Source organism: Candidatus Obscuribacterales bacterium (assembly GCA_019744775.1).
Taxonomy (GTDB): Bacteria; Cyanobacteriota; Vampirovibrionia; order Obscuribacterales; family Obscuribacteraceae; genus SBAT01.
Genome location: JAIETZ010000002.1, coordinates 264,865 through 291,112 on the forward strand (window position 1 = coordinate 264,865; position 26,248 = coordinate 291,112).

General features: G+C 46.0%; 23 protein-coding genes. 18 read left to right on the forward strand and 5 right to left on the reverse strand.

Annotation, left to right across the window (positions count from 1 at the left end):
* The first annotated feature begins 99 nt into the window (after nucleotides 1-99).
* The 7 genes from K2Y22_04590 to K2Y22_04620 all read left to right on the forward strand — a co-directional run bounded on the left by K2Y22_04590 (nucleotide 100) and on the right by K2Y22_04620 (nucleotide 7,108).
* On the forward strand, nucleotides 100-1,989 hold the full coding sequence (locus K2Y22_04590) for an ABC transporter substrate-binding protein (GenBank protein ID MBX9877715.1): 1,890 nt from the start codon (nucleotides 100-102) through the stop codon (nucleotides 1,987-1,989).
* A complete protein-coding gene (locus K2Y22_04595; GenBank protein ID MBX9877716.1) occupies nucleotides 1,986-3,887 on the forward strand; it encodes an ABC transporter substrate-binding protein in 1,902 nt (633 codons plus the stop codon). Before K2Y22_04590 ends, K2Y22_04595 begins: the two co-directional genes overlap by 4 nt.
* 2 nt (nucleotides 3,888-3,889) lie before the next feature.
* Complete coding sequence (locus tag K2Y22_04600) at nucleotides 3,890-4,858, forward strand: ABC transporter permease (protein ID MBX9877717.1); 969 nt, start codon at nucleotides 3,890-3,892, stop codon at nucleotides 4,856-4,858.
* A 9-nt stretch (nucleotides 4,859-4,867) separates the two neighbouring features.
* The gene (locus K2Y22_04605; GenBank protein MBX9877718.1) at nucleotides 4,868-5,986 is read left to right on the forward strand and encodes an ABC transporter permease; all 1,119 of its coding nucleotides are present in this window, start codon (nucleotides 4,868-4,870) and stop codon (nucleotides 5,984-5,986) included.
* A gap of 54 nt (nucleotides 5,987-6,040) precedes the next feature.
* Complete coding sequence (locus K2Y22_04610) at nucleotides 6,041-6,232, forward strand: hypothetical protein (protein MBX9877719.1); 192 nt, start codon at nucleotides 6,041-6,043, stop codon at nucleotides 6,230-6,232.
* A 332-nt stretch (nucleotides 6,233-6,564) separates the two neighbouring features.
* Nucleotides 6,565-6,789, forward strand: a complete 225-nt coding sequence (locus K2Y22_04615) for an AbrB/MazE/SpoVT family DNA-binding domain-containing protein (GenBank protein ID MBX9877720.1) — start codon at nucleotides 6,565-6,567, stop codon at nucleotides 6,787-6,789.
* Nucleotides 6,764-7,108 (forward strand): type II toxin-antitoxin system PemK/MazF family toxin, encoded by a 345-nt coding sequence (locus tag K2Y22_04620; GenBank protein MBX9877721.1) that lies wholly within the window; start codon nucleotides 6,764-6,766, stop codon nucleotides 7,106-7,108. Before K2Y22_04615 ends, K2Y22_04620 begins: the two co-directional genes overlap by 26 nt.
* 26 nt (nucleotides 7,109-7,134) lie before the next feature.
* On the opposite strand, the gene K2Y22_04625 is transcribed toward K2Y22_04620, so the two are convergent.
* Nucleotides 7,135-10,743 (reverse strand): diguanylate cyclase, encoded by a 3,609-nt coding sequence (locus tag K2Y22_04625; GenBank protein MBX9877722.1) that lies wholly within the window; start codon nucleotides 10,741-10,743, stop codon nucleotides 7,135-7,137.
* A gap of 77 nt (nucleotides 10,744-10,820) precedes the next feature.
* On the opposite strand from K2Y22_04625, the gene K2Y22_04630 reads away from it, so the two are divergent.
* From K2Y22_04630 to K2Y22_04640, 3 genes are all read left to right on the forward strand, one after another.
* Nucleotides 10,821-11,501, forward strand: a complete 681-nt coding sequence (locus K2Y22_04630; GenBank protein ID MBX9877723.1) for a methyltransferase domain-containing protein — start codon at nucleotides 10,821-10,823, stop codon at nucleotides 11,499-11,501.
* A 127-nt stretch (nucleotides 11,502-11,628) separates the two neighbouring features.
* Nucleotides 11,629-12,777: a hypothetical protein gene (locus K2Y22_04635; GenBank protein ID MBX9877724.1), complete on the forward strand. Its 1,149-nt coding sequence runs from the start codon at nucleotides 11,629-11,631 to the stop codon at nucleotides 12,775-12,777.
* A gap of 9 nt (nucleotides 12,778-12,786) precedes the next feature.
* The gene (locus K2Y22_04640; GenBank protein MBX9877725.1) at nucleotides 12,787-14,070 is read left to right on the forward strand and encodes a hypothetical protein; all 1,284 of its coding nucleotides are present in this window, start codon (nucleotides 12,787-12,789) and stop codon (nucleotides 14,068-14,070) included.
* Here K2Y22_04640 and K2Y22_04645 read toward each other — a convergent pair whose 3' ends face one another.
* The 3 genes from K2Y22_04645 to K2Y22_04655 are packed head-to-tail and all read right to left on the reverse strand — an operon-like array spanning nucleotide 14,071 to nucleotide 17,933.
* On the reverse strand, nucleotides 14,071-15,153 hold the full coding sequence (locus tag K2Y22_04645) for a spermidine/putrescine ABC transporter substrate-binding protein (protein ID MBX9877726.1): 1,083 nt from the start codon (nucleotides 15,151-15,153) through the stop codon (nucleotides 14,071-14,073).
* Complete coding sequence (locus K2Y22_04650) at nucleotides 15,154-16,293, reverse strand: ABC transporter ATP-binding protein (GenBank protein MBX9877727.1); 1,140 nt, start codon at nucleotides 16,291-16,293, stop codon at nucleotides 15,154-15,156.
* Entirely contained in the window at nucleotides 16,290-17,933 is a 1,644-nt protein-coding gene (locus K2Y22_04655; GenBank protein MBX9877728.1) for a helix-turn-helix domain-containing protein, read from the reverse strand. Before K2Y22_04655 ends, K2Y22_04650 begins: the two co-directional genes overlap by 4 nt.
* Before the next feature lie 225 nt (nucleotides 17,934-18,158).
* Between K2Y22_04655 and K2Y22_04660 the strand changes: the two genes are divergently transcribed.
* The 6 genes from K2Y22_04660 to K2Y22_04685 all read left to right on the forward strand — a co-directional run bounded on the left by K2Y22_04660 (nucleotide 18,159) and on the right by K2Y22_04685 (nucleotide 23,783).
* Complete coding sequence (locus K2Y22_04660; protein ID MBX9877729.1) at nucleotides 18,159-18,320, forward strand: hypothetical protein; 162 nt, start codon at nucleotides 18,159-18,161, stop codon at nucleotides 18,318-18,320.
* 177 nt (nucleotides 18,321-18,497) lie between these two features.
* Complete coding sequence (locus tag K2Y22_04665) at nucleotides 18,498-18,758, forward strand: hypothetical protein (protein ID MBX9877730.1); 261 nt, start codon at nucleotides 18,498-18,500, stop codon at nucleotides 18,756-18,758.
* Nucleotides 18,759-18,798: 40 nt separating this feature from the next.
* Complete coding sequence (locus tag K2Y22_04670) at nucleotides 18,799-19,341, forward strand: hypothetical protein (protein MBX9877731.1); 543 nt, start codon at nucleotides 18,799-18,801, stop codon at nucleotides 19,339-19,341.
* Between the two features lie 215 nt (nucleotides 19,342-19,556).
* Nucleotides 19,557-21,014 (forward strand): TolC family protein, encoded by a 1,458-nt coding sequence (locus tag K2Y22_04675; protein MBX9877732.1) that lies wholly within the window; start codon nucleotides 19,557-19,559, stop codon nucleotides 21,012-21,014.
* A complete protein-coding gene (locus K2Y22_04680; GenBank protein ID MBX9877733.1) occupies nucleotides 21,011-23,005 on the forward strand; it encodes a TolC family protein in 1,995 nt (664 codons plus the stop codon). Before K2Y22_04675 ends, K2Y22_04680 begins: the two co-directional genes overlap by 4 nt.
* A gap of 19 nt (nucleotides 23,006-23,024) precedes the next feature.
* Entirely contained in the window at nucleotides 23,025-23,783 is a 759-nt protein-coding gene (locus tag K2Y22_04685; protein MBX9877734.1) for a hypothetical protein, read from the forward strand.
* Here K2Y22_04685 and K2Y22_04690 read toward each other — a convergent pair.
* Entirely contained in the window at nucleotides 23,780-24,337 is a 558-nt protein-coding gene (locus K2Y22_04690; GenBank protein MBX9877735.1) for a hydrolase, read from the reverse strand. The genes K2Y22_04685 and K2Y22_04690 overlap by 4 nt on opposite strands.
* 66 nt (nucleotides 24,338-24,403) lie before the next feature.
* Between K2Y22_04690 and K2Y22_04695 the strand changes: the two genes are divergently transcribed.
* A complete protein-coding gene (locus K2Y22_04695) occupies nucleotides 24,404-25,402 on the forward strand; it encodes a radical SAM protein (GenBank protein ID MBX9877736.1) in 999 nt (332 codons plus the stop codon).
* On the forward strand, nucleotides 25,399-26,217 hold the full coding sequence (locus K2Y22_04700; GenBank protein MBX9877737.1) for a hypothetical protein: 819 nt from the start codon (nucleotides 25,399-25,401) through the stop codon (nucleotides 26,215-26,217). The genes K2Y22_04695 and K2Y22_04700 overlap by 4 nt, the downstream gene beginning before the upstream one ends.
* Nucleotides 26,218-26,248: the final 31 nt, after the last annotated feature.

A 26,248-nucleotide genomic window follows, 5' to 3' on the forward strand; every position in this document is an offset into this window, starting at 1 on the left:
CAAAATGTCTACTTAAATTGTCCTGCCAAGATATCGATAATTGAGAGTAAGCTCTATAGAATTGAACGAATACGGATAACTTACCGCTATGGAGGGCGCATGAGCAAATCACGCAACACTTTGTTGATCTCACTGGTATCGCTTTTGGTGACAACCGGATGCGCGCAACAAAAAAGTGATCATGCATCAAGTTCTGTACAGCCATCTGGACAAGGTCAAAGCAACAGCGCCTTACCGCTTGTCAATCCACAATCTCCCGGACCGTACAAAACTGTGATGTTTGAAGATGCGGAAATTCGCGAAGGTCGTTTTCCCGTAGGTAAATTTGGTGGCTCCCTAATAAGACCACTTGTCGGACACGATCCCAAAACCTTTAACCCATGGGTAGCATCTGATGTCGATTCGTCGCAATTAGCCGGTTTAATGTTTTCATCGATGCTTGATATGGATGGCTACTCAGGAGCAGTCGTTCCAGGATTGGCCGCCGAGGTCAAGATGGAACCGGATGGTCTCACTTACACAACAAAACTACGCAAGGGACTTAAATGGTCGGATGGCAAACCGATTACATCCGAAGACGTTGCCTTTACTTGGAACACCATTATTGCTCAAGGGTACGGCAACAGCTCTTTGCGCGACATAACATCCATCGACGGAAAATCGCCGGTTGTTACCGTTGTTGACGAATTGACCAACAAGTACGTAACACCAAAACCTTTTGCTCCTTTTGAACGATTGCTGGGTATGGCAATCGCGCCAAAACATATTTTTGAACCAATTATCAAGGGAAAAGATGGTAGAGCCGCTTTTCAAAGATTCTGGTCGACCAATGTCGATCCAAAAACATTGGTCACCAACGGTCCATATGTTTTATCTCGCTACGTACCATCTCAGCGTGTAGAATTTGTCCCCACAAAAAATTACCCAATGGTCAGGGATGGCAAAAGACTTCCATATATTTCCAAACTAACGTATCTAATTATCCCTGATCCCAACACGACACTACTTAAGTTTCGTGCCAAGGAGCTTGATCTAACACATATCCGTCCGCGCGACGTTGTCGATCTCATTCCCAAGCAGAACGAGGAGAATTTCAAGCTCTACAACCTTGGTCCGGATCTGGCAACATCGTTCATTATGTTCAACATGAATCGCCGGAATAACCCCAAGACAAACAAGCCTTATGTTCCTACCTACAAGTCTGCCTGGTTCAACGATACAAATTTCCGCCAGGCAGTTAACCATGCACTCAATCGTCAAAACATGGTGGCTAATTACTTGAAGGGTGTCGGTTTTCCTTTATATACATCTGAATCGTCGGCAAGTTTGTTTTTTAACAACAACTTAAAAGGCTTTCCAGTCGACTTGGATTATTCCAAATCATTGCTTGAAAAATCCGGATTCAAAAAACATGATGATGGTTTTCTCTATGATTCCACCGGTCACAAAGTTGAATTTACCCTGATTGCCGGTTCCGGCAGCAGTTACAACGAAGCAGTTGGCGCGATGATCGCAGACGACCTCAAAAAATTAGGCATGAAGGTTAACCTGCAACTGATCAACTTCCATACGCTTGGCGATCGCGTTGAAAGCTCGCTTGACTGGGATGCCTGCATGCTAGGCTTCGGCGGTGGCGATCCTCTTGAGCCAAACAATGGCGGCAATGTCTGGAAATCGGACGGTCGTTTACATTTATTTGATTTGCGTAAAGCAGACGAGAAAGGCAAAGTGACCGTAACCGATGCCCGCCCATGGGAGAAACGCATTGACGAGCTTTATAGCTTGGGCGCCACCACCATGGACAAGGCAAAACGCAAAGAGTATTACCAGGAAGCACAAAAGGTCGTTTACGAAGAAGCGCCGTTTATTTATTTGGTTAGCCCGATGAATATAATGGCCGCCCGCAATACTCTAGGCAACTACGATCCAACACCACTTACGCAGACAAGCGATGGTTTGCACAACCTTGAGGAAATCTATAAGAAGTGAGAAATATCCTCGCTTTAAGTTGCGCCTCAGCGATGCTTCTAACTGCTTGCTCAACCGCAGGCAAAAAGGAAGTTTCATCGTCGTCCAGTTCCAAATCTCTGGCATTGGAATCAAAATATCCGGACCCAGGTCCGTTTAAATTGGTCACAAATTCAGATGGCGAAGAGCTATGGCAGTCGCGTGGCGAAACGGGAAAACGCGGCGGTACTTTTACAGTATCTACATTCGGTTCCGGACCCAAGACCTTTAATCCTTGGGCTGCAGCCGATGTAGAAAGTGACGGAATAGGCTATCTCATGTTTGAGCATTTGGTTGACACCGATGCCTGGACAGGAAAGCCTTACGGTCGACTAGCAAAATCAATCGAGATAAGTCCTGATAAAAAAGACTATGTGATTACCTTACGCAAAGGACTTACTTGGTCCGACGGCAAACCAATAACCGCCGATGATGTTGTCTTTACGATGAATACACTAATCGGCAAAGGCTTTGGTAACAGCAGCAGACGAGATGTCCTGTCTGTTTACGGAAAGTTTCCCACAACTACCAAAGTAGATGACCTGACAGTCAAGATCCACACCGATGTTCCATTCGTGCCGTTCTTAAATAGCTTGTCCGGTGTACCAATTGGTCCCAAGCACATTGTCGAGCCAATCACCAAGAAAAACATGAAAGAGTTTCAGTCCTTCTGGGATGTTAACTGTGATCCCAAAACACTAGTTACTAGTGGACGTTTCAAACTACTGCGTTATGTGCCTGGTCAAAGGGCAGAATTCTTACGCAACGAAAAATATGGCATGGTCGACAAAGAAGGGACAAGACTCCCCTATCTGGATAAATTCGTCTATGCGATTGTACCTGATCAAAATACGCAAATATTGAAATTCTACGCAGGCGAACTAGATTTGCTGGATATTCGCTCCGTCAAAGGTCCAGATGCAGCATTGATGAAACAGCGTGAGAAAACCGGCAATTTTACAATGCATGGTTTAGGTCCTGATGACGGCACGATGTTCATCATGTTCAATATGAACAGAAGAAAAGATCCGGAATCAGGAAAATACTATGTCGATCCTATAAAACAAAAATGGTTCAACAATCTCAATTTCCGTCAAGCAGTCAGTCATGCATTGAACCGCCAGCGCATAGTTAACAACGTACTGCGCGGAGTAGGACTCCCTCTATATACTGCCGAATCTGAAGCATCACCATTTCTCAATAAAGATCTCAAACAATACCCACAAGACTTAGATTTAGCAGCTAATTTGCTCAAACAAGGCGGTTTTGTCAAAAAAGCAGACGGACTTTATGACGCCGATGGACACAAGGTCGAGTTTTCACTTCTAACGAATTCAGGCAACATTATTCGCGATGCAGTCTGCATCATAATCATGGACGAATTGAAGAAGCTCGGCATCAAGGTCAACTATCAACCAATTGATTTCAATATCCTCATAAGTAAAGCCGACCACTCATTAGACTGGGAAGCCATCGTAATGGGGCTAACAGGTCCACGCATCGAGCCCTACGATGGAGCCAACGTCTGGAAATCTGATGGTCGCCTACACATGTTTGACCAACGCAAGCCAGACAGCACTGGAAAAGTTATCGTCCCTGATAGAAGAGACTGGGAGGCAAAAATAGATGAGCTTTTCGATAAGATGGCCACAACATTTGATGAAACCAAAAGACATGAATATTGCAACGAATACCAAGCAATTGTTTACGAACAGCAGCCATTCATATATTTGTATACGCCACTACTTTTAACTTCAATCAAAAACTCTGTCGGCAACTACAAGCCACTACCACTGGGAATTAACTACACGCCTCTGGGTTCCATGCACAACCTGGAAGAAATATATTTCTATAGCAATCAGCCAAAGGGAGCCAACTAACGATGTCCGTTCCCGTATATATTCTCAAAAGAATTCTGCAAGCGCTACCACTTCTTTTCATTATCTCGGTAATGAGTTTCACGATGTTGAAACTAGCTCCAATTGATCCGCTGGCGACACTTCGCGCCAATCCGGCAATTTCGGCAGCTGCCATTAAAGCTGAAGAAGAAAGACTGGGATTGAACAAGCCTCCAGTTATTCAATATGGAATTTGGTTGAGTAATCTACTGAGAGGCGATCTGGGAGTTTCCACGTCTGGAAGTTCGGTTTTTGTTCTTCTCATGCAAAGAGCAGGCAACACACTTTTACTTGGCGTGCTAACAATTTTCTTCACCTGGCTGATTGCCGTTCCACTTGGAGTATGGGCAGCAGTTCACCGAGGGCGATGGCAGGATAAGTTGTGCAGCATGATAAGCACTACAGGCATGTCCATGCCTACATTTCTTATGGCTCTTTTACTCCTCATGTTTGCGTTAGCAACACGAGTGCTGCCTATTGGTGGCTTAACCAGTCCTGACTTCTTTGAGCGCGACGCGCTAGGACAGGCACTGGATATGGCACAGCATTTGATAATCCCTGTGACTGTTTTGACTTTTGTCGGACTAGCCGGCATTCAAAGACAAATGCGCGCTAATTTGCTCGATGTGCTGCGCGCAGAATATGTGCGCACAGCTCGCGCCAAGGGACTACCGGAAAATTCCGTTATCTATCATCATGCTGTGCGCAATGCCATAAATCCACTTATTACTTTGCTCGGTTTTGAATTTGCCGCACTGTTAAGCGGAGCAGCGCTAACAGAAACCGTGCTTGCCTACCCAGGACTCGGGCGACTGACGCTTGAGGCTGTGCTAACCAAAGACATGAATCTCGTTATGGCATCAATAATGCTTGGTGGAGTCATGCTCATTATGGGTAATCTTATCGCCGACATCTTGCTTAAGGTTGTCGATCCCCGCATAACACTTCAGTAGGTGCACACAATGGAATCGACCTTACTAACAGCAGAAGCACCAACAGCATTGCCGCCAATTCGCAAGACGCCCTGGCAGCGACTCTGGAAAGACAAAGTTGCTCGGGCAGGACTTATTGTCTTGTGCGTATTGTACTTCTGCGCAGCTTTTGCTGACCCCTTAACACCATATAGCATGTATTTCAGTGACGCAGACCTGGCAAATGCGCCACCCACGCCGGTGCACTTTGAAGATTCAAACAACGAACTTACTTGGCCGTACGTTTACCAGGTGGAAAGAACATTTGATCCGGCAACTTTTCGCCAGACTTATCAAGAAAAAACAGACAAGAAGTTTCCACTGAAACTATTTGTTAAAGGTGAGTCTTACAAAATCTTCGGCATCATGCCAGGCGATATTCATTTGTTTGGCGTTGAAAGCCCAGCCCAGATTTTTCTTTTGGGTAGCGATATTAATGGTAGAGACAATTTCTCCCGATTATTTTTCGGCGCGCAAAAAAGTCTGACAATTGGATTTCTTGGTTTACTTGTAGCTTTTCCTCTCGGTATTCTTTACGGAGGCATTGCTGGCTTTGCCGGTGGCGTCGTCGACAATGTGATGATGCGCGTTGCCGAAGCGATTATGTCTATTCCTAGTTTTTACTTGTTGATAGGACTGGCGGCAATTCTGCCACCAGGTATGTCGAGCTCTGAAAGATTTGCCCTTATCACTGTCATTCTTTCCATGATTGGATGGGCAGGACTGGCAAGAATAATTCGCGGCATGGTTTTGTCTATTCGCGAAGAGGAATTTGTGCAAGCCGCCTTAGCAAGCGGCATGCCAGAATTTACAACAGTTGTGAAACACGTTTTGCCACAGACTGCAAGTTTTGTAATTGTCGCTGCCACTCAGGGTGTACCTGGATTTATTCTTTCCGAATCAGGTCTTAGTTTCATCGGACTGGGTATTCAGCAACCCGATGCAAGCTGGGGCAATATGCTCAAAGCAGCTTTGGATAACGTCAATGATTTGGTCAATCAACCATGGCTTATAGCGCCCGGCATTTTCATATTCATTACTATTCTCTGTTTCAACACAGTTGGCGATGTACTGCGTGACGTTTTGGATCCAAAGACTCAAGGGACTTAAGTTTTTGGCTTCGCATGATCAAGTACAATATGCCATTCTATATAAGGTAAGTGCATGTCGTTAATAATGCTCGCCATTATTGCAATAGCCGCGCTGGTGGTTACTTTCGTAGCCGTCAAGCAGTATCGCGGTGAGCGCTATCTTTGTGACGATTGTCAATTCAACAGCCCGGAAAAATGCCATAAGAAGGAACGTCCGCAAGCTGTTGAATGTTATGCCTATTTGCCAGAAGAAAAAGCTTCGTAGGGGCGCATTGCATGCGCCCGTTTAAAGTATCAACAAAAAACCAGGTCCCCTTGCCGGTTCACTCACCGGTCACAAAGGGACCTGCTCCTATATCCTTTTTTCGCCTTCCATTAAACGATCGTTGCCGCCTTAAACGCTTATCGTTGTGAGACTCAGTCGGGGTCCAACACTTGGTGTGCCCGCTCGTTACGAAGCCATCGTCGGTCGATCCTATTATCTACATACCCGGCTGCCAAGCACCTAAACCTATCGGACTCTTCTTTGGCAAATTGTAAAGAGATTGTGGTAATATAGTAATACAGTATTACCATATTACGGAAAACACCCAAGCCATGTACGCTTCCAGACTTACGGAAAAATATCAGGCAACGATTCCAGCGGAAATTCGCAAACGCCTCGGTCTAAAACGCGGAGATTTAATCGGCTTTTCAGAAGTAAAAGGACAAGTCATCTTGGTCAAAGCGACTCCGTTAGATTTGACCTACGCCAAAGCTGTTGAGACAACACTAGCTGAGTGGAATTCAGCAGCTGATGAAAAAGCCTATGGCAACTTATAAGCAAGCAGACGTAGTGGTGGTGCCTTTTCCCTTTGCCGACCGCAAAGCGCAAAAGCGCCGTCCGGCGCTCGTAGTATCAAAACCCGCATTCCAGGACAGCCACGGCCACATTATTCTGGCGATGGTGACAAGTGCAGAAAATAGCCCGTGGCCATCAGACATAACCATCACTGATTTAAAAACATCGGGATTGTCGGCACCTTCGGTTGTGCGCTTGAAACTATTTACTCTTGATGAACGACTAATCCTATCCAAGTTAGGCATTCTCGGACCTCACGATCAAAAACGTGTTTGGCAAAAACTAACCGAAGTTATCTAGCGCGTTTTAAAAGCCTTTTCCCAATCTTAACCGCTGTCACTCTTTTGAGTTGCTTTCGTCGATTTTGCTTCCTTATTTACCATGCTCAAAAATAGTTTGACCAATCTTGGGTCCCATTTCTTGCCGGCGCCTTCTTCTATAGCCTTAACTGCTTCTTCGTGGCTCATAGCTTTGCGCCATGGACGATCGGAGGTCATCGCCACATAAGCATCAACAAGCGATATGACGCGCGATTCTAATGGGATGGATTCGCGGGCAACACCATTGGGATATCCTGTACCGTCCCAGTTTTCGTGATACGACTCAATAACGGAGGCTACTCTGTGCAAATGTTTAGCGGGCTCCAAAATCTTGGCCCCAATGACTGGACTTTGTTGCACGATTTTTCTTTCTTCATCAGTAAGTGGCCCCTGCTTCTGCAAAATCTCTTCGGGCAGAGCAATTTTTCCTACATTGTGAAGAATTGCCGCCAAAGATATAACAGTCGTTTGATCTTTTGACAGATGCAATGCTTGCGCCATCTTGCCGGCAAATTCCGCCGCACGCGGAGAGCGTTCATTAGTGTAAGCGTCACGCGCTTCAATTATTTTGATAATTGCGCCCAAAATTCCCAATATGCCGTGCTCAGCAATGAGATTTAAATCAATAGAAGCCATTTCTTGCGCTTTGTGCTTAATTGCTTCCTTTTGAATTTCCAGCGCTTCTTCACCACGTTCCTTTAAGCTGGGCATCAAGTCATCTGAAACGGAACAGACTCTATTACGTCCTCTGTGTTTGGCTAGATAAAGCGCTTGGTCGGCTAATTCCGTTAGCTGATCTCTGTCTTGCGCATCATCAGGAAAAGTTGCTACTCCCACGGAAGCTGTAACAATTCCAACGCCTTCTACTTCCTTAGCTCGAATGGCTGCGCATAATCTTTCAGCGGCAATTCTGGCAGCATATGTGTCGGTTGCCGGCAATAGAATTACAAATTCTTCTCCACCATAGCGTGCGGCAGTATCGACATCTCTCACATTGCGTTTCAAAACATTGGCAATATGCTTAATTGCTGCGTCACCGAACTGGTGACCCAATGTGTCATTTATCTTCTTCAAATAATCAAGGTCGATGATGATGTAAGAAAACGGTGTTGGTTGTCGTCCGAAACGATCCATTTCTTTGGAAAACTGCTCTTGAAAATGGCGCCTGTTAAATAAGCCCGTCATAGGATCGGTAATTGCCTGCAATTCAACTTGTTCAACAAGTTCTTTGTGGGTAATGGCTCCGGCAACCATGTAAGCCAGATCTCCTACCATCTTCATATCTTTGTCCGAATAAGGCACTTGCCTGAAACTGGATAACATACACAAAGCAGCCTTAAGTGAGCCGCCGTGCACCAAAGGAACAACAGTTGCGGACTTAACTCTTTCAGGAATCAGCGCGCCTTTTGCGGCAAGCAGTTCTTCAATTTCTTTTGCGCCCAAGAATACAATCTCATCTTTTTTGAGTCTGTCGATGAGACCCATCATCAATAATTCGCCTACATTTGGCGCTGTCTCGGCTGAAACAGAACCTTCAGGCGGTGCTAATTCACCGGCAAATTTAGATTTGGTGTAGTCTTGCGATTGACCATCAACCAGTGACACTGCGGAAAGCGACAAACTAAAGTATTCCTGCAGCGCCGCCACCAAGGTCTCAAGAATCTTGTCGACGTCCTTCCAATTCTGTCTTGTTTCCGTAGCCACCCTGTTGATTAGTGACTCGCGGGCTCTGTCGGCGCGAATTTGCGCAATGGCATTGTCTGCACGAATGAAACTGACTAACTGTGTCGCAATTGTCAAAGCCAGTGCGGCATCTTGCTCGGCTAATTGTCTCGGGTTAGGCAGTCTTGTCCAAAGACCAAGGACGCCTATAATTTCGCCTTCTGCTAAAAGTGGTATCACAAGAGCAGAGTCATGTCCAAAATACGGATCAGGCTTGGGATTCACTTCAGCATTGATTATCTTCGGACGCCCCGACTCGTAGACAATTACGAATGGATTATCCTTAACGGCAAGATTTACAGGCGAATGCTTCACATCAAGCATTTGCGGCTCAAGGAGACCTTCTTCCGGGTTGTAGAGATAAAGCTGAGCATTCACAAAGCCCATGTGATCGGCAACCAGTTTTACCGATTGGGCTAGTGTGTCTTTTTCCTTCTCTTTCTGTCCACCGGATGCTCTAAACAGAGTGGCAATTTCATTAATCAGTCTCTTCTCTTGAGCGTCAGCGGCAATTTTTGATTGGTCGGATGCTTCTTTCACTACAACCGACAACATTTCCGCCACACTTTGCATAATGGTTGCATCTTCTTGCGACCAGTAACGCGGCTTGCCACATTGCTGCAATTCAAGGAAGCCCAAGACCACGCTTTGACTGCGCAACTGGGCAACCAATCTTGCTCTCACTTCACCAAGCTCCAACAGCGACCAGAGAGTTTGCGATAATTTGTGCAACTTTGTATCGGTGCGAATGTCTGTGATGCTTATTACACCAAAACCTGTTTCATCCGGAAAGCGTGAAATGAATTCACTGGCAATTGCTGATGACTCTTGTGGGTTCAAGTGCGTTCCCACAAAAGGTGTGTTCTCATTTTGTGCGTATTCATTAGTAACAGCAAGCTCATCGCCGACAATTTGCCAAATCAATCCTCTATCTGCAAGACCAACATGGACCAACTTTTCAATTGCCGCCTGCAGAATTTCTGTTAAGTCACTTGATTGACGCAACTTGCCAATTATGTCTTTGATGATTTCTTGAGCCGCCAAAGGAACAAGAGACGGTCCTTCCGGTTCGGCAGACACTACATCCGCCATTGATGGTGATGGCGGCAGAGGCTGTTCGTCTTCGGGCTTCATCAAATTTGCTAATACGCTTTGATCCGGTTCGTGAACTTCAGATGTTCCTAAGTCTGATAGCTCCACCGGTTTATTTGCAACCGGCATGTCGCTTTTGATGATAGGTATTACCACCTTAGACTTCGGTGCCGTAGGTCGCACAAACGCCGGATTAACGGCACCAGTTACAGGGTCAACCGGCCCAGATGGTTTTAAAATTTGTCCATCAGCCGCAGGTGCAGTTTTTATCACCGGCCATTCGTTGCGGCAAATTTGTGCATTATCCGGTGTAGTTGTGCAAGTACCTAAATTTGTCAAAGCATCCTGAACAGCATTACTCTCAGCAAAATCTTTCTGTTGCCAAATGGGCAACATTCTGTCAAAAGCTTGACGGACAAGATCCGGATCCACCGTACCGACACATTGAAAGCGTCCCGGTTCATCCGTCTCTTGTGCATACACTATCGTACAGAGAAGCTGGCTCATAACTAAGAAGCACCACTCATCCGTAGCATCTTGCAGGTCTTCTGAAAAGAGCGATAAGTGAAAAGCTTCGCGCATCAGTTCGCGATATTTTTGCTCAGATGGCAAAAGCCGATTAGCATCACGACTGGACCAGTAGACAATTACAGGCGTCAACTTCTCATCCAGAGTTAGTTGCTCGATTTTCTGCAGGAATTCTTTAGCTTCAGCAAGCGTCGGATTGCTCAACGAAAGCAAGCCGGGACCGGCCTGCTTTAAGAGCATCATCTGCAGTTGTGTTCGGCTTACTCCGACCATCAGCCACCTTAATTTTCCTTGCTTTCTCCATACCACTCATTGAAGAGTATTAATCGTAGCCTTAGACTATTAGCATCATGCCAAGCGAAAATTCCAAATTGCCGTCCGAATTGACAAAGGATACGGACATTTACCGTGAAAACGTGGACTTCTGGGAAAAAGCCTGGAGTCCGGTCAAGACTGCTTATACGCAGATGCCCGATCTGCCCTATCTGGAAAGCATTCCAGCAGCTCTGAAAACACACGGCTGTCAAACAGTTCTGGATTTGGGCTGTGGCTCAGGATGGTTATCAATCTACTTAGCACGGCTAGGATTCTCAGTCACTGGGATTGATATCGCTCATCAAGCGATTCATCTAGCTCGCTCTTGGGCAAAGGACGAACACCTCAAGATAACTTTTGAAACTGGTGATATCACCGATATGAGTTACGTCGAGGACACCTTCGATGCAGTTGTCGCCAACTCTATCTTCGAGCATCTCACCTATCACCTAGCCGAGCAAACTATCAAAGAGCTCTATTCGTTCATTAAACCAGGTGGTGTATTTTTTGGTTGTTTTGACCTCGTCGGCACTGGGCCCGGTGAATTTTTCGAGCTGGCTGATAAGACTCATGTCTACACGGATAAAGGTCGCAAAGGCATGCTCTTGCGCTGCTTCAGCGATGAGGAATTGCAAGCTCTTTTTACCAATTGGGAAATTATCTCGCTCAAGACAATAGAAACCGGCAGCAGGCTGCTTTGGGCTAAGCGAATCTAGATTAAATCAGGGCTCAAAGAGTCCATTTTTGGGTATATTTCGAGCATCCAGGCGTCATTTAATCCGGATATGCTCGAAGGTTTTGTTATGCCATTACCAAAATCCTGCAAAGAATAGGAGATACACAATGGTCGAGAAGCACAGTCAACCAGAAAAAAGTGATGATCAACATGTGCAGGGTGAAGCAAGCAAAGCACACGCAAAACTGCTTGGTGAAGCTAGTCTCGGCAAACCAAAACCACCTGAAAAGGCTGATTCTAAAATATCCACGATTGAATGGCCGGGTGGTGGCAAACGTGCTATTCATCGCGAAAATGACGGACAGGTTGCAAAAGTTTTAGAAAATGACGGCACTCGTTACGAGCGAGAGACGCCAGGAGTTAATATTTTCAATCATATGAAAGGTGACACCGTCATTTCAAGCGGCTCAATTTCCGTAAACGAAAAAACTAAAGAAGTGCAATATACAAATACGGACAACTGGACAATTACGACATTGAAGAGCGACGGCTCATCCCTTGTGCAAAAACACATTGCCGGACAAGCTAATGACAAATGTCCTGTCCTTGAAATTCACAATCCGCCGAAAGCCGATGGCACCACTGGCGACATTCGGAAATTCACCTATGACAATGACGGGCACCTAACGGGCTATCAAGTTGTAAGCTCCAACAAGAATCTTTGCTCCAGCTGGAAAACAAATGATGGAGTTCACTGGCGCAAGGTCGATGAAAAAGGGAACTTCATCAAGGACGCAGACAAAGTAAAAGACGAAAAGAATGTCTTGGTCGGACGTATGTATATAAGTCCAGACGGCGTCTTTGCTTTTGACAATCAACGCAAAGCTCCTGATGAGACTCCTCATTGGACAGTCGTCTCAAAAGACGGTCATAGACACGAACGAATAACCAACTTGGATAAGCCGAAACTTGCTTCGGCTAAACCAGCCGAAACTGCGTCCATCAAAGAGACGCTTAAGGCAACAGACGAAGTGCGAGATCTTCAAGCAAATGTAGTGAAAGCGCACTTCGATGAAATTAAGCCCAACAATCCAGTCGGCTGGATGGGCTATATCGGCAAGGACGATTTGGATCTTGTTCTTAAGGACTCAAATAGATCTGCTGAGCAAAAACTAGCGGCGGCCATTTTGAAAAAATGCATGGACATTCACGGGATAGGACTCATACATTCAAATGAACTCAATGGCAAAGTCTTCCAAGAGACTCTCGCAAAAATGACCTTGGATGATATCGCTTATGACCAACACAAGAGTTAGATATTTAATATGACCGAAAACGATACTGAAAAGAAGCTGGACGCAACAGTTTCAAATACACCGGCCAAACCGGACAATCTTTCAACTAGCGGATTGCAGGAAATGCAGACGTTGTCTCAACAGGGGCAATTAAATACTGTCCTTGATGGGAAGACATCTCTCACTCCAGATACCCTTGTTACGGAAGACAGCTTGGTGATACCACACCTCGAGACGGCCAATGACGTCCAGACAAGCCTAAGCGATAAGCCGACTGCCGCCATTGAACAGCCAACTGAAAAGCAAAACAAACCGGAACCACATGAGGGAAAACCTCATACAGAAAAATATGGCAACGGCACTACTGCTGAGCTGGACAAGCATGGGCATCTGACAAAACTCACTTATTCAAACGATCAAGGTTACAACTACGAGTGGGTACAAGGCCAACTTGTTTCGATTGATTCATTCGATAAAGCTGGAAATGTCAAACCCTGGCTGGAAAAGAACAATGATGGTACGTGGACACAATTTGATGAAAAACAAGATCAAATTTGGAATTCGGAACTTACCGTCAATCCTCGAGGAGACCTCACTTGGACGCACAAGACAGGCGATGTCGAAATTCATCGCACGGACGGTTCACATACAACCATAAGCAAAGCTGATCACTCTTGGACAACAAAGTATCCCGATGGTGAAGAGCGCAAAGTTGTATACGATGAGAAGACAAACAACCCTTGCGAGTACTGGGCACCTAAGCCGCATAGTTCCCATTGGAAATCATCGGATGGCCTTACCTGGCATCAAATAGGCAAAGACGGCAAGCCACTCAGCAAACCACCGATGATTGGAAAGTTTATTACAGACAATGAATCTGGTGGATTTAGCTTTGTCAATCTTGGTGAGAAAAACAACCCGCACATAACAGCCTATGACAGCACCGGTTCCTCGGTAAAACAGAGCGAGCACGATACGGCAGCAAATATGGTTGCCGGCATGGTCGAAAGATACGCCGTCAAACATAGTACCGGCGGCAAGGTAATTCCCAAAGAGCAATTCGAGAAAGACAGCAAAGATGAATCTCTTAGCGTCGACGATCGAATAGCTGCACGAGTACTGCAAAAACTAGTTGAGGATTATAGAGCCAGCAATATAAAAGACAATGTCGCCAGTGCCGGTGACATTGTCTCTGCCTTCATTAATTTAGCCAACCAGGCCGAATCGGGAAATACAACCGTCAACGAACACATCTATCAAGCGATGCGCCATGAAGACGAAGAAGAGGCGAAAGAGAAAAAGGACATCAGCTAATTACGAACACTTCAATTCAGTCCACAAGCGATCGTAGAGAAAGAGCAGTTGTCCTACATCACCTATTTGATCGCAACGATCCAAAACCATGTCATCAGGGTATAAGTTCTTATCCCCTAAAAGTTCGGCTTCAATCATCGGCAAAGCTTTTTCATTGGGCGTTGAATAGCGAGTGTAATTGGAATTTGCGGCGGCAATTTCCGGCTCAAGCATGAAATTTATCCACAGATAGGCATTGTCCACATGCGGAGCCGCTTCAGGGATACTCAAATTATCCGTCCACAAGGACGTTCCTTTTGCCGGAATTACGTAGCGGATATCCTTGTTATCTCTTGCCGCCTGATAGGCATCACCGCTGTAGACAAGTGATAACAAACTGTCACCACTGGCTAACTGTACGATGACTTGATCGGATGTATAACTCATTGTTAGCGGCTTCTGAATTTTCAGATCGTCATAGGACTCACGAATTTCCTGCTCGTAAGTAGTGTTGTAGGAATCCCCTCTGCGTTTCAAAGCCATGCCAATTGTTTCGCGAGCATCATCCAACAAAGTCATGCGCCCTTTTAATTTCTTGTCCCAGAAGATGTCCGTACTATCAGGTAACTTCCCTCGATCAAAGGCTTTTTGATTGAACCCAATGCCCGTTGTACCCCATGTATATGGCACAGTGTGCTGACACTGCGGATCAAAAGGCGGATTGATAAACCTCTTGCTGATATTCTTGAAATTCGGCAAGCGTCCGTGATCCAGACTCTTGATCAAATTCATACGACTTAGGTGATGAATCACATAACTGGTCGGCACGATTACGTCATAATCGGAAGCGCCGGTTTGCAATTTGGCCAAAAGCGATTCGTTGGAAGCAAAAGTGTCATAGACGACTTTAATTCCGTATCGCTTTTCAAACTGAGGAATTACTTCCGGATTGATGTAATCGGCCCAGCTATAAATATTTACCTGCTTCTCACCATGCTTTTCAGCGCCGCCAATTTCTTTGGCGGCAGGCATACATCCTGTGAGCAATCCCGATGCTGCAGCTGCAGCACCAATCAAAAACTCTCGTCTGCCGATATTGCGCATTTATACAACAGCTAATTCTTTGGGCCGTGGATGAGCCGCACCATCAGCCAGGACATATGCCGAATCGGCTTCAATTACAACAGCGACCTCATCATCGAGTTGAAAATTGGATTCGGCCGATGTATTTACGGAAGTTCTCAAAGTGATTCCGCAATCAAGCTTTAGCCAATAGTCTGTGACATGACCTTGATAGCTCTTTTGATCAATTGTTGCCGTCAGACAGTTTGTATTGGCATCAGCAGCAGGCGCTTTTGCCAATGGCACAACTTTAGGCACTTGTGTTCGCAAGACTACATAGACAGGATCGCCTATTTTGCTCGGACCACCTTCAAGCAGGTCCCTAACCCAGAGAAAAACATTGTCGGCAATTTTTACTCGAATATGACTTGTTTGTCTTTCTACAACTTGCCCATCAAGTAAATTTGTCTGCCCTATGAAACTTGCCACAAAAGCGGTTTTAGGTTGTTCGTAAATTTCTTCAGGAGTGCCCACTTGCTCCAAATTGCCCTGGTAAAACACAGCAACTCTTGTAGATAAAGCAAGAGCTTCTCCCTGGTCATGAGTGACCATGATAAAAGTGATACCAAGTTCTCTTTGTAAACGGCTCAACTCTTCCTGCATCTGATGGCGAATCTTCAAGTCGAGTGCGGACAGTGGTTCATCGAGCAAAAGTACTTGCGGACGTTTTACTACAGCTCTGGCAAGAGCGACACGTTGTTGTTGTCCACCGGACAATTGCGATGGATAACGCTCACCATAATCGCCTAAATGCACCAATTGCAAGGCTTCCTTGACCTTGCCGGCAATATTGCCTGCCGCTTCTCCTGCTGCTTTTAATCCAAAGGCAACGTTTTCAGCAATAGTCAAATGAGGGAAAAGCGCATAGCTTTGAAAAACCATATTCACCGGCCGTTTATGCGGCGGCACTTTGGTCATGTCCTGATCTGAAACCAAAACACATCCTGTTGTCGGAGTTTCAAATCCGGCAATCATGCGCAAGAGAGTTGTCTTGCCGCATCCAGATGGTCCCAAGAGCGAGAAGAATTCTCCTGAGCCGATGGAAAGGTCTAATGGTTTTACTACTTGGAGGTTTCCGAAGCTCTTGCTTATATTGACAGCTTCGACTGCAGGTCGATTCAACTCTGTGATATCCCCTTCATGTCTTTAATCATGAGCGCGATCTGCAAGTTTAGCAAAACATCCTGTGAATCGATATCCACCTTAAGAATCTCAGCAATTTGCTCAAGGCGGTAACGCAGCGTGTGGCGGTGGATAAAGAGCGCTCTGGCAGCAGAGTTTAAATTCGCTCCATGTTTCAAATAAACGGAAATTGTCGGTACCAGCTCCGTTTCCCATTCGGCATCATACTCTTCCAGCGGCTGCAGAATTTCCTCACAAAACCTGTCGAACTCAGCGTGATCGATCATCAAATAGAGAAGACGTCTGACGCCAAGGTCACCGTATCCCATGAGGAATTCGTTATCGCCTTTGGTCATCGAGCCGATGATTAGAGCTTGTCTTGCTTCTCTGTAGGCATCAGCCAACTCGAGAGCATTTTCCACGACGCGACCTGCTCCAAACTGAATCGTCAGCTCGTCATTATCTTTGCGCAAATATTGCTTCAAGGCTTCGGCTTCTTGCTGCCAGGTCTTACTGGACTTCTTGCTTACTGGTATGACAAAAACACGAGTGCCTTCCACATCAACGGTGACGTAACGCTGTCCGACAAGTGCCTCAAGTTTTTCTCCAGGCAATTCGCCTGTTAGTACTTGCACTGCCAAGACAAGCAAGCCGTCGCAAATATCAAAGCCATAATGACGCTCCAGTCTATCCAAATCGGTCGAAGAAAGAGTTCGTCCAGACAAGAGATCTTTCAAAAGGTTTTGATAGGTAACAGCAAAAGCAGACACTTCCTTGCTGCGATGACTGAAATCAACCATAGCCGCCAATGCAACAGGAGAGAGAAATTCGAACATGGCTTCGACATCGTCATTTGGTCTGAGCATGGCTGAAAGATAACCGACAACAAATCCCTTATTCAAAATAGGAATTGCCAATCTTCTACCAACACGAACAGGCTGTCGAAATACAAGAGGCTCGTCTTTGGATTCTTCGTCGCTCAATTGCTTAGCTAAAAGTTGATTGACTTGATCAGTCAATGCACGTTGCTGATTAGCTGGTGTCGGTCCCATATTTTGCGCAGCTAAAACTCGAAAATCCGCAGTCTCAATTACCAAAGGGCGCGACAAATGCTCGGCCATTTCATCGACCAGTCCGGATAATCCTTTGTCGAGAACCAGAGCTAAAAGATGCGCGTGTTGGCGAGAGCTGGTACGCTTTATCTCGGATAAAAAAGCTTGCCTTATGTCTTCCGCCATCTGTGCGGCATCACCAAATCCCGGCATGAGCACCAGAGGAATTTCCACTTCCTCAGCTGCCTTAATAAGCTTTTTCAGCTCGGAGTCAACAGCAGCTAATGAGCCGGCCGCCGGAGCACGCGTGCCACCCATTCCGGAAGCTGCCGGCAAATCAGGAGAAACAACAAAGGGTTTAATGACGATGACACCGGCCAAACCGTCAAAGGCGGATAAGTCTTCCTTCGATAACGACCCGGCACGCACTACAAGCAGGCTGTTATCCCGCGGCGTCGGATTGAGGCTGGTGACTACCTGGCTTATCTCCCGGTCCAAGAAATCGTCACCAACCAGCACCTGCGCCTCTGAAAGGGCGTCGGATGCCAAAAGATGGCGGAGTGATGGTTGGGCTAAAGGATTCAACATGTGTTTTCAGCTCATGGACTTCCCTAATTATCTCAAGCCCAGCAAGCCAAGTGGTTGGTCATTAAATATTGGGTTGATCTCAAAAAATAATCACTTAGGGCCTTGAGGTTAAGAATAGTTTGAGACAGAATTAATTCACTCAAAAAACCAAATAACCCGTTACTAAAAACCCGCTAAAAACGTGGCTAGGGCTCGTTTTAGCTTATTTGCCTAAGGAGGCGCTTTATGAGAGAACTTATTGAAGCCTTTGACGAAAGACTCCGTGGTTTGTTCGAATCTAAAGCCGCCGAACTCATACGGTACGGCGAAGTTGAGCCAACCAAGGCGGGTGTGACCAATTACCTTGCTGACATTTATCGTGAGCTAGCCGAAGCAATCAGCCACTAACAGCATCTCTTTACCTGTCCACTCCTAACGAATCCAACCACACCTTCTGAGGGGCTGGTCTAATGACCGGCCCCTTAGATTTTGGTTTGGTTCGTGAAACCACCATGCCGGAAGTCAACAAGCAGTGGTATCCTACTTGCTGTTATAAGAACTTGACTTCCGGGCGGTGCAACTTTCATGGACGAGATAACCAATACGATCGGGTTGGTAATTGCACTAGCCACACTTATAGGTATTGCCTATCCGACAATCTTGTTGCCAAGACTTAGACCGCGCACGATTAAAGTCGGCTCGGCCTATTGGGGTGTATACAAGGGTCAGAGCACAAAGCAGCCGGAGCATTTGAAAACAGTCGAAGTCAACGTTGCCGATGAGGCAACTCACAAAGTCGTTGCCGGCAGCGCCATGTATGCATCCGGTAGAGCTGTTGGAGGCTAAAGCGTTAGAATTACCCTAGTAATAACGCGGGGACGCTTTAATGCCTGATGAACAAAACCGCGAGGAGCTGATAATTACTATCAACTCCTTGAATAAACTGATGCAAGAGTCGGTTGGACAACTGGCCGGGCGCATGGAGCGCCTTGAACAACAGATTCAAGAAAACACGATTGCGCCTGGATCAACTGTAAGTGCCGGTCAACCAGCAGATAGCGGCGACCTCTTAAAAGAATTGCAAAACCAGGTTCTCTATTTGGAAAGCCAAATTAACCGTACAACTAACGACATCAAGAGCAAACAAGACGAAAAACACAATCAAATTCGTGATCGACTAGATGCGCAAGTTAAGGTCTTGGAAAAATTGTTCGATGAGAACAAGAAAGAACTTAACAAGCACGCCTTCAATTTCGCATTGTTGGTACTTATCATTATCGTGATTGGTTCGTTCATTATGAAAAGCGGCCTGGATCACCTGACGAATTACGTAACCGTCCAGCTGGATCATATTCACATACAGATGGACAAGATTATGGAAACAGTGCAACCTCCCTCAGAAGCACCCGGATCAGAGCATTATAGATAATGACATCGCCGGCTAACTAACCAGAATCCCCTGCATGAATTCATTCACATTAAGGGCAAAGTCGCAACGGATCTCATCAGAGCTATAATTTTTCTGCTGAGACGCGAGTAGAAATATTGATTCGTTCCCGGACATGTTGGGAGACCATCCCCAAACGCGATTGCAAGTTCGCGCTGTCTTTACTTACGCTTTTGAGCCTTAGCTGTAATCCGGCAATGGCTGAATTAGATGTAATTGGGACGGAATCAGCCAAGACACATGAAAAGAATAAGACTCTGCCCATGAGCGCATTGCGACTGCACTCGTCTGTTTCACTCTATTCTTTTAAGTCCGTAAGACAAGAAGTCGGCTACGACGAGCCTATCACTCTTGAGCAGGCGCTCGATTACTCGCTGGACAACAATTTGGGAATCAAGATTTCCAAAGAAAGCGTCAACTATCAAAAATACGTTTTGCTCGGCAACCTGGCATCAGCCTTACCAAGCTTTTCCATGGCCTACAACGTCACTCGCACGGATATTCTTAATGAGAAAATCCGATCAATGGCGCGTGTCAATCTAGTTCGTATCAACTATCCTGTTTTCCAAGGCGGCAGCATCATGTATGGCGCACTTGGACAAGCCTTCAGAACAAAAGGCTGGTCTCATGCCTATCAAGCGACATTGAATGACACTATGTTGCAGGTTTACCAGAGCTACAATAATTTGCTTCTGGCAAGAATACTTCTGCAAATTCGTGCTAAAGCAGTAGAAGTTGACGAAGAGCAATTGCGTGTCAACCAGCAATTAGAAGCTCACGGCACCGGCACACGCTTTGCTGTAATGCAATCAGATGCGCAATTAGCAGCAGATAGACAAGCCTTAATTCAACAACAAGTCGGCGTAAGAATTGCCGCTCTTGGACTGAACTTTGTTTTGAACTATCCAATGCTGGCCAATTTAATTCCTGCTGAAGAAACAATCACAGAGCAGTCTCTCTGGCAGACTGACGCGAAGATAGGCGATATAGTAAATATAGCCATAAAGCGTCGTCCTGAACTTAGAGAATATGAAATGTTCAAATTTGGAGCGGCAAGAAACCTGCAAGTTGCAGCCGCTCCGCTCTACCCATCGCTGTCCTTTTTTACAGTTGCCTCGACAACCAATACAACAAGTCAATTCACGGATGCTGCAGCTGCTGCCGAAAGCACAGCAGCTGCAGGCGGCGAGACAGCCGGCGCAGGTGTGTTTAGTGGACTTTTCCGCACAGTGCAAAACGGCATGGGCCTTACCTGGAACCTGAACGGCATGGGCTTGGTAAACGCAGCCAATATTATGGGCGCGCAGTCACTTAATCGCCAAGCAGGAATTCAAGCCAACCAAGAATTGCAAACCGTATTTCAACAAGTACGCTCGGACTATCTCAATTGGCGAGCTGCCAGAGAACAAATTGACAATGCAGCTTATGGCTCTGCGGTGTCGGAAGAAGAATTAAGACTAGCTCTCATTCGTTTGCGCCAGGGCGTGGGCACCAACCTAGAAGTCATACAAGCGCAACGGGACTATATCAATGCGTTGACGACGCAAGCTCAAGCAATTGTCGGCTCCAACAATGCTCAAGCGCAACTGCTTCACGATACTGGACTAATAAGCAAAGAAACCCTACTTCATGGGTTTAAGGGAAGTTTGGATTGAAGATTGGCTCGCTAATTCTTATCCTTGCGTTTTTGGTTGCACAACCTGCTTTCTCCTATGAAGAATTATCAAAACACGAACTGGATGACTTAGCAGGCAAATTAGTTGCCAGCGAAGACACGGGTGACAAAAATTCCGACGACAAAAAACCTGATGACAGTGAAGTGCCTCCTGGACCTCCTGCCAGTACGACCACATCAATTGAAACCAAACCCGAATTTGAACAGACTAAATTAATTGAACCAATAACTCTAGCTGAAGAAACTCCGGCTAATCATGAAGCCAATAAGACTCTTGATCTCAATCCGCTTTATTTAACTACAGCTATCCAGATGAACTCATTTCGAGACTTACGATCAGAATCCAGTTACGATCAGTCAATCAGATTGCGTGACGCCATCAATTACGTGCTTGATCAAGGCATGCAAGTGAAACTCTCGCGCGAGGCTCTCATCTATCAACACTGGGCAACAATGTCTCTCATGGGTTCGATTCTGCCCAGTTTTGTAATGCAGTACAACTTGCGATCTGCCAATGTCTACAATCTGGATACAACATCCATTTCCAGGCAATTTTTTACCGGCGTTTTTATGCCGGTATTTGCCGGTGGCAGCGTTGCCTCCAATATACTTTCGCAGTACTACCGTGAAAAGGCTTGGCGCAGTGCTTACCGCGGAACCTTTCAAGACGTATTTCTGACTGTCTATCAAAAATACACAGACCTTTTATTGCAAAGAGTTCTATTGCAGATTTGGGCAAAGTCGGTAGAAGCCGATCAAGAACTAGTAAGAGTGGCCAACCTCCAGCTGCAAAACGGCACAGGGACCAAATTCGCCGTATTACAAGGAGAAGCGCAATTAGCAAGGGACAGACAACAATTTCTTAATCAACAAGTAAAAATGCGCCAGTCAGCGCTCACTCTTAACGCCACCTTGAATTATCCGATGGACGTCAATCTAATTCCCGTAGAAGAAACGCTCACGGAAGCAAATATGTTTTCTGATTCGGTCGGCGTCAAAACGCTCTTGCACGACGCCATGAATCACCACCCCGGACTTCGACAATATGAATACTTTAGACTGGTTGCTCGTCGTTACATGCAAGTGGTGGCATCAACCGTCTATCCTGCCGTGAATTTCTTTGTAGGCTATACGGCAAGCAACACGACCGTCGACCCGCCGACAAACGGCTTTGCCTTAGGCGGCGTAGCAACGACTTCAATCACTTCCTTTCTCAACTCAACATTTGCCGGACGAGTAAGCAATAACGCGCTTGGTCAGCAACAAGGCTTCAGCCCAACAGCCGGTACCACCGCATCACAGGGTGCCAACACCGCACCAATTGCCTTGCCGGCATCTTCAGGCGGCATTCCTTTATATGCTCTGCAATCAGGCTCTGCAGTTTCTTCCGGTGCTGTTGCTCCTTCTACTTTCGGCGGCGGCGCAGGCATATTCTCATCAGGACCCAACCAAAACGGTAGCTTCCAGGCACCAGCCGGAATTTTCCCTGGGGTATTTAGACAAGTTCAATTGGGCTTCCAACTCAACTGGTCCTTGCCCAACGGCGGAGCATCAACGGCCGCGCAAGTTCTACAAGCTAAGAGCCTTGCGCGACAGGCAATGATGCAATGCAATCAAGAACTTTCGCTTGTCGAACAAAACGTCCGCACAGATTTTCACAACATCAAGTCAGCCAAACAAGTAATTGATAAAGCAGCAGCTGCCGTTACCGCTTCACGGGAAGCTTTACGCCTGGCGCGCATTCGCTTGAGCGCCGGAGTAGGCACTAGCCTTGATGTGATTAATGCCCAAAAGGATTATGTGAGCAACTTATCCACCAAAGCGCAAGCAATTGTCGCATCGAATGTGGCACAAGCACAACTATTACACGACATCGGTATGATCAACGCCACAACACTTACACAGGGTTATAAGCCGGGAGTTTATATCGAACCTACTCCCAGCAAGAAAGTAAATTGGGTATTCCCGTAGCACGGCCCAGGAGGAACAAATGGGATTTCGTCCACAAATTGCAAATGCGCTGGCAGCACTAATTTCACTAAGTGCTTTCATTCAGCCGGCTTCCGGGCAGACGTTAAAGGGTCCAATTACAGAAACAAAAGGCACCACCGACATACCCGGCAGCAATCCGGATTCAATGGCCGGACTAGGAGCGCCAGGTGCTGATGCCGTCATGACGCAAGATATGCTCATGGTCAATCCAACGGATAAAAGCAAACCATCTTTGCCTGTAACAGGCTACATCGGTATGACACTCAAAATGGATGTCGATCGCCAAATAATCAAATTCAAAGATTTAAAAGGTCTTTCAGTGACCGTTTCCAACCAAACAAACAGACCGCTAGTTATAAGCGCCGATGAAGCGGTGGCAAAGCTTGGAGAGAAAGCTTATAAGTGCTCTACTCTCGTTGACGTGCAAATGACTGTCCGCCCGCCGACGACACTTAAGAAAGCAGCTGTCGATCTAGTTACTGAGGTTGCACCGGCAGCAGCATCCGTGGGATTGGTTCCCACAGTCGAAGATTTCTACAAATACAGCAAGCCGCCACTTACACGCTACGGCAAAGATCAAGAAAGACGAGTTGTTGAATCATCACGGTTTGCCAAACGTATTCTCTGGCCCGGTGAAAAGACTCAAGGCATAATTTACTTTGACAGCAAGGCTGCTATCGAGAAAGCAACAATTGAAATTCCTGTTGCCACTTTGTTCGATAAAAAAGACTCGGGGATTCTCGTTTCGAATCCCTAATGAATAAGCCTCTGCACTGCCTTGAATTTTTCGGTTCCGGCCTCAACGAGCATTTCCAGCAAAGCCATCTCAACGCAAGAGCGAACAACTCCTGAGTCAATCATTTTTTCAACTGCAATATCACGATTTTTCGGAAAGCGGCTGGAAATTGCATCGACAATGAGATGCACATCGTATCCGTTAGCTAATAGATCATGTGCAGTTTGACTAATACAAGCATGAGCTTCAATGCCGCAAAGTATTACCTGCTTACGCTTAGTTTCTTTGAGCGCATCCATAAATTTGTCGGCACCGCAGCAGCTAAAGCAAAGCTTGTCGAACAATTCGTGATCAGGCAAGCAAGCTGCAATTTCAGGAACAGTCTTACCCAGTCCCTGCGGGTATTGCTCAGTTACAAAAATAGGCAATTCAAGAATTTTGCCGGCTTCAACAAGAATGGAAATATTACGCGTCAGGTTAGGCACATCCGGAAGCTTTTTGCGAAACGCTTCTTGAACATCGACAATTAACAATACCGCTTGTTGACCGTTCAGTAATCGTTCGTGGCGCTTCATATAATTTGTATATCCTACTTGCTAGCATGTACCAGAATATCGTAAAGGGCTAATATACTCAAAAGCATGCCCCCATTTCTAGCTAATTACTACCTGACTTACAAGTGCAATTCCCGTTGCACCTACTGTGACATTCCGGTAAAAGCGGAAAATGTCGGTATTAAGGAAACGCCTGTAGAAATCGTCATCGAAAATTTGGCTGCGCTTAAGCGCCTGGGCGTCAAAGTTGTAGACTTCACCGGCGGTGAGCCGCTTATCTACAAAGAACTACCGAAAGTCCTCAAAGCTGCCAAGAAAATGGGTTTCTTTACCAGCTTGGCCAACACCGGCATTCTCTATCCAGCTAAAGCCAAAGAATTAACCGGGCTAGTGGACGATCTTAAATTCTCCCTCTCCACAACCGTCCAAGAAAGCTACAAGAAGGAAAGAGGAGTAGACGGGTATGAAAAGGTCGTTGAAAGCATAAAGCTAGCCAAAAAATTGGGCGAAAAGCCTTCCATTATTGCCACTGCTACACCGGAATCAATTTGGGGTATAGAAAGTGTAGTGAAGCTCGCACAGGAATTAGGCGTGGTCGTACTGCTGGGTCCTGTTTTTGATTATTGCGGCAATGATCTGCTTGATGAAGCAGGCATGAAAGAGTTAAACCGGCTGGCAAAAATGGACAATGTGACCATGAATGAGGCATTTACAAAATTTGCCGCCGACGGTGGCAATCAAATAGATGCGCCACGTTGCCGAGCAATAAGCTCGACAATCGTCATCTCACCGGATGATCATTTGCTTTTACCGTGCTATCACATGCATGATGAACGTTTGAAAATCACTCACGAAAACGGTGTCTCTAACCTGGATGAATTATGGAGAAGCCAACATGTCCAACAAAAACGCAAAGAAGAAGGCAGTTGGAGTTTTTGCCAGGGTTGTACTATCTGGTGTTATTTTGAATCATCTTTCCTTTGGCCGCCCGACGAGTATTTCTGGTTGAATATAAAAAGCAAAGTTCGCTGGGCAAGTCAGAAACTAAAAATGTCTACAAAATCGGACAAGGAGGTCCTTATATGAAACTCTCGGCAAGTGCCATGGGCTTGGCTCTCACAATTGCGTTGAGCACATGTTTGCCTATGTCAGCGCAAATGCCGGCCTTTGATGCCGCTCAATTCGCAGCTCGTCAGAAGAGCCTCTCCTTGCGTATCGATGATGCCGTTTTAGCCGGCCGCTTATCCAACAGCGAAGGCGATGATTTTCGCGCAAGACTCAAGAAAATTGCCGACACCGAAGCAAAATTCAAAGACGACGGACTGATGAGCAACTGGGAAAGTGTCGTCCTCAGTTTTCAAATGGACGGCTTAAGTAAAAAGCTCGAGGCGCAATTGCGGCAAAGACAAACTCCATCACAAAATGTCGACGGGCTTTCAGTTGATCTCAACCAACGTATTGATGACGCACAAGATGCCGGACAATTGACGGACAAAGAAGCGATGGCCTTCAAGGAAGACTTAGACAAAGTGGCCAGCAAAGAAGAAAAATTCCGCCGCTCTGAAGGAACTTTGTCTGAGGCAGAAAAACTTGAGCTTTCAGTTGATCTCGATCTATTGAGCAAAACAATTGAAGACAAATTGGCTAACCGATTAGTTGATTTGCCAAATATAGACAAAAGCAAAATGGATCTGCACAACCAACTTGTACAAGCAAAAGACGGTGGCAAAATCAATCAAGCGCAGTATCAACAATTGACTAATCAGCTTGATCGCATATACAAATTAGAAGCAGATTTAAAAGCATCCGAGAACAAATTGACCACAGAAGAAGCAGCGATATTGGCCCTGGAGTTTGAACAGGTGGGTAACAGCCTCAACCAGCTAACCAAGGGGAAATAAGGTTTAAATACCTTTAAATCCTTAAGGCCTA

Excerpts from the sequence above, each read along its gene's own strand:
- K2Y22_04590 (MBX9877715.1), top strand. The coding sequence starts at position 100 with ATGAGCAAATCACGCAACACTTTGTTGATCTCACTGGTATCGCTTTTG.
- K2Y22_04600 (MBX9877717.1), top strand. The coding sequence starts at position 3,890 with ATGTCCGTTCCCGTATATATTCTCAAAAGAATTCTGCAAGCGCTACCA.
- K2Y22_04605 (MBX9877718.1), top strand. The coding sequence starts at position 4,868 with ATGGAATCGACCTTACTAACAGCAGAAGCACCAACAGCATTGCCGCCA.
- K2Y22_04610 (MBX9877719.1), top strand. The coding sequence starts at position 6,041 with ATGTCGTTAATAATGCTCGCCATTATTGCAATAGCCGCGCTGGTGGTT.
- K2Y22_04615 (MBX9877720.1), top strand. The coding sequence starts at position 6,565 with ATGTACGCTTCCAGACTTACGGAAAAATATCAGGCAACGATTCCAGCG.
- K2Y22_04620 (MBX9877721.1), top strand. The coding sequence starts at position 6,764 with ATGAAAAAGCCTATGGCAACTTATAAGCAAGCAGACGTAGTGGTGGTG.
- K2Y22_04625 (MBX9877722.1), bottom strand. The coding sequence starts at position 10,743 with ATGGTCGGAGTAAGCCGAACACAACTGCAGATGATGCTCTTAAAGCAG.
- K2Y22_04630 (MBX9877723.1), top strand. The coding sequence starts at position 10,821 with ATGCCAAGCGAAAATTCCAAATTGCCGTCCGAATTGACAAAGGATACG.
- K2Y22_04635 (MBX9877724.1), top strand. The coding sequence starts at position 11,629 with ATGGTCGAGAAGCACAGTCAACCAGAAAAAAGTGATGATCAACATGTG.
- K2Y22_04640 (MBX9877725.1), top strand. The coding sequence starts at position 12,787 with ATGACCGAAAACGATACTGAAAAGAAGCTGGACGCAACAGTTTCAAAT.
- K2Y22_04645 (MBX9877726.1), bottom strand. The coding sequence starts at position 15,153 with ATGCGCAATATCGGCAGACGAGAGTTTTTGATTGGTGCTGCAGCTGCA.
- K2Y22_04655 (MBX9877728.1), bottom strand. The coding sequence starts at position 17,933 with ATGTTGAATCCTTTAGCCCAACCATCACTCCGCCATCTTTTGGCATCC.
- K2Y22_04660 (MBX9877729.1), top strand. The coding sequence starts at position 18,159 with ATGAGAGAACTTATTGAAGCCTTTGACGAAAGACTCCGTGGTTTGTTC.
- K2Y22_04665 (MBX9877730.1), top strand. The coding sequence starts at position 18,498 with ATGGACGAGATAACCAATACGATCGGGTTGGTAATTGCACTAGCCACA.
- K2Y22_04670 (MBX9877731.1), top strand. The coding sequence starts at position 18,799 with ATGCCTGATGAACAAAACCGCGAGGAGCTGATAATTACTATCAACTCC.
- K2Y22_04675 (MBX9877732.1), top strand. The coding sequence starts at position 19,557 with ATGGCTGAATTAGATGTAATTGGGACGGAATCAGCCAAGACACATGAA.
- K2Y22_04685 (MBX9877734.1), top strand. The coding sequence starts at position 23,025 with ATGGGATTTCGTCCACAAATTGCAAATGCGCTGGCAGCACTAATTTCA.
- K2Y22_04690 (MBX9877735.1), bottom strand. The coding sequence starts at position 24,337 with ATGAAGCGCCACGAACGATTACTGAACGGTCAACAAGCGGTATTGTTA.
- K2Y22_04695 (MBX9877736.1), top strand. The coding sequence starts at position 24,404 with ATGCCCCCATTTCTAGCTAATTACTACCTGACTTACAAGTGCAATTCC.
- K2Y22_04700 (MBX9877737.1), top strand. The coding sequence starts at position 25,399 with ATGAAACTCTCGGCAAGTGCCATGGGCTTGGCTCTCACAATTGCGTTG.